The following is a 1,618-nucleotide window of genomic DNA, read 5'->3' as shown; positions in this document are numbered from 1 at the left end:
GGGCTTGTCTTTACCCACGTTTCGGTCGGGTGCCGTGAAACATTTTTGTGGAGAATGCAACGAATCCTCGGGGCAGTCGGGCCGTGGAACTGACAGCCGTTTGACTGATCCGAGGCTGATGCAATGATCTGGCTGCCGACCGGACGGATCGTTGGCAGCCTCTTACCTCGGACGCCTACGTGTCCAAGCGGACTCAGATCATTTAATGGAGTGTACTCGATGAAGGTTGTTGATAACGAAACTTGGGTGATGGACCAATTCTCATCTTGTGAGCTGAAACACAAAAAGCGAACCGAGCGACTGCAAACCGTCGCCTCCAATATGCTGGCTTGCCCGGAGGCGTCGTTGCCTGGCCAAAATACCCAGTGGAAAGATCTCAAAGCCGCCTACAGGCTCTTCGATCGTCCTGAAGTCACCCATGCTGCGGTCTGCCAGCCCCACTGGGAAAAGACGCGTGCGACCCGACCGGGACGCTATTTGATGATCAGCGACACTACCGACGTCGACCACTATTCGCATCAAGCAACCACAGGCCTAGGAATGCTCGGCGATGGCAAGGGACGTGGCATGCAACTTCACAGCTGTTTGGCTTACGACTGCCACAACCAGAAGATCGTCGGCCAAGCTGGTGCGATGCTCTTCTATCGCTCCAAGGCCCCGAAGAACGAGTCTCGTACACAGCGTCTAAAGCGAACCCGCGAAGGATGCTATTGGGGCGAGGTGGTCGACCAAGTTGGCCCGCCGCCGGAGGGTAGTCAGTGGATTCACGTTTTTGATCGTGGTGCTGATAACTTTGAATCGTTCTGCCATCTGGCACAAAGCGGATGCGACTGGATTGTTCGTGCCGCCCAACTCCATCGCAACGTCTTGGACCACGAAGGTGAAACCAAAAAACTATGTGATATCGTTGATGACGCTCAGTTGCTGGGCTCCTATGAGCTGAACCTTCGTAGTCGCCCTGGTGTAGCAGCCCGGACGGCCAAGATCAACGTTTCGGTCGCGACGGTCACTTTCGTTCCGCCAGCTCACCGCAGCCCTTATGTCAAACAGTGCGGAGTCGATGAGGTCTCAATGCGTGTGGTGTTTGTTCAAGAAGTTGACGCCCCGAAGGGCGTCACGCCGATTCGCTGGGTATTGCTAACAAGCCTTGCAGTGGAGACGTTCGAGGATGCTTGGCAGGTGATTGAAGATTACGAACACCGTTGGCTGATCGAGGAATATCACAAAGTGATCAAGAGCGGTTGCAGCATTGAACAGCATGCTCTGCGAACGGCAGATCGGCTGGAAGCTTTGATTGGGTTAATCAGCGTGATCGGGATCAGGCTGTTTGAGTTGAAGTTACTCGGACGCACTGAATACAAGACAAAAGCCAACGGGCGGGTGCCGTCCTCGTGGACGAAGTGCCTCGCGATCCTCCGTCCAAACTTGAAGGTGCAGGGACTGACGGTCTACGAATTCTTCCGCGAACTCGGGAAGCTCGGCGGTTTCCTAGGTCGCAAAAGCGACGGCGAACCAGGCTGGCAAACGATCTGGCGTGGCTATCGAAAAATGCAGTCGCTTCTTGACGCGATGAAACTAACCGGTCAAATCAAGGATGAAATTCGTGGGTAAAGACAAG

General features: G+C 54.6%; 1 protein-coding gene. It reads left to right on the top strand.

All coding sequences use genetic code 11. The annotated features are described in order from the left end of the window. Positions 1-219 precede the first annotated feature (219 nt). On the top strand, positions 220-1,611 hold the full coding sequence (locus tag ABEA92_RS31290; protein ID WP_345689812.1) for an IS4 family transposase: 1,392 nt from the start codon (positions 220-222) through the stop codon (positions 1,609-1,611). Positions 1,612-1,618: the final 7 nt, after the last annotated feature.

The sequence above is a fragment of the Novipirellula caenicola genome, from assembly GCF_039545035.1.
GTDB classification, from domain to species: Bacteria; Planctomycetota; Planctomycetia; order Pirellulales; family Pirellulaceae; genus Novipirellula; species Novipirellula caenicola.
Note: the sequence above shows the minus strand (reverse complement) of the source record. Positions and strands in the feature narration are given on the sequence as shown.

Bases quoted from the DNA above. Each gene is read 5' to 3' on its own strand.
- ABEA92_RS31290 (WP_345689812.1), top strand. From the start codon at position 220: ATGAAGGTTGTTGATAACGAAACTTGGGTGATGGACCAATTCTCATCT.